This is a genomic window from Pseudolactococcus hodotermopsidis, from assembly GCF_011170085.1.
Classification (GTDB): domain Bacteria; phylum Bacillota; class Bacilli; order Lactobacillales; family Streptococcaceae; genus Pseudolactococcus; species Pseudolactococcus hodotermopsidis.
This window is the reverse complement of record NZ_BLLI01000134.1, coordinates 1-1,072: the sequence shown is the minus strand read 5'-3', so window position 1 is coordinate 1,072 and position 1,072 is coordinate 1. Positions and strand designations below refer to the sequence as shown.

Annotated in this window: 1 protein-coding gene; it reads right to left on the bottom strand. The window is 31.6% G+C overall.

The features are described 5' to 3' along the window. Positions 1–346 precede the first annotated feature (346 nt). Positions 347–589 (bottom strand): LbetaH domain-containing protein, encoded by a 243-nt coding sequence (locus Hs30E_RS11000; protein WP_172209969.1) that lies wholly within the window; start codon positions 587–589, stop codon positions 347–349. Between the last annotated feature and the right edge of the window lie 483 nt (positions 590–1,072).

The following is a 1,072-nucleotide window of genomic DNA, read 5'->3' as shown; positions in this document are numbered from 1 at the left end:
GCTAAAATCAAAACCTTTAAGTGTATGGCTCAGAAATATCGTAATCGAAGAAAGAGGCACTTACTTCGGGCGTCCTTAATTTGTGGTATTATCAATTTCGAAATTTAATTTCGGGAGAAGTCTAATATAAAAAATTAAGGATTCTTTGTCAAAAATAGTAGATTTCTCCATTATTTCCCAGCATTGGTGCTATTAAATTCTCACTCATTTCAATTTTTGCCAAACCACTAGGTAAACTTTTTCTTTTCAGTTATCGCAAAGCGATTTTTATTCTCGTTCTCATAAATTGTTTCTCTTAAATACACTAGCTTCTCTTCTACACTAGAAAAAGACTTCAGTTCATCATCTATCTCCTTTTATTGTATTCTTTTGCCTCTTTTTCTGTAAAAAAATGACTAGAATTTTCCGTGAAAAATATATCTTCCTTTACTTTTTTAGCTGGATTTCCTGCATATATAAAATTAGAAAATAAATATTTTCCAGTAACAAGAGCTCCTACGACACTTCCTGACCCTATTTTTGCACCTTTAAGGATAAAAGAAATGCTGGGAAATCCAGACATGAGCGCCGATAAAAATACTTTTACCATGATTAATTCTCTCTTTAGTGTTCATATCATAGATTAAATGAGCATCTGATGTGCGAATCGTGCAATCAAAAGAGAACAGTCTTCCATCTCCAATTAGTAAGTTTGTATCCTCGGAAATATTCATATAAAATCTCTGATTGAAATAATTATTTCTTCCAATATAGACAACGTTATTATTATAGACATGAAAATCTACGACATACGCATTCATACTCTCACTTAAAACGATTAGAGAATTATTACCGTTAAAATTTATTGAACTATTAGAAAGCCTCCCCCAGCTAGAACAAGGATATTTCCTTTACCATGAAACTGTATCACAGTATTCCACAGACTTGAATAACCAAAAACTTTATTAGACTTCTCCCAAAAATAAAAAAATTTGTTATACTATAGTTATGAACTATGAATCTCTCACCAAACTCAGCGATAGTCATTTTAAACGTCTAGTTGGCGTTAAACGTCCAACCTTTGAATCTATGA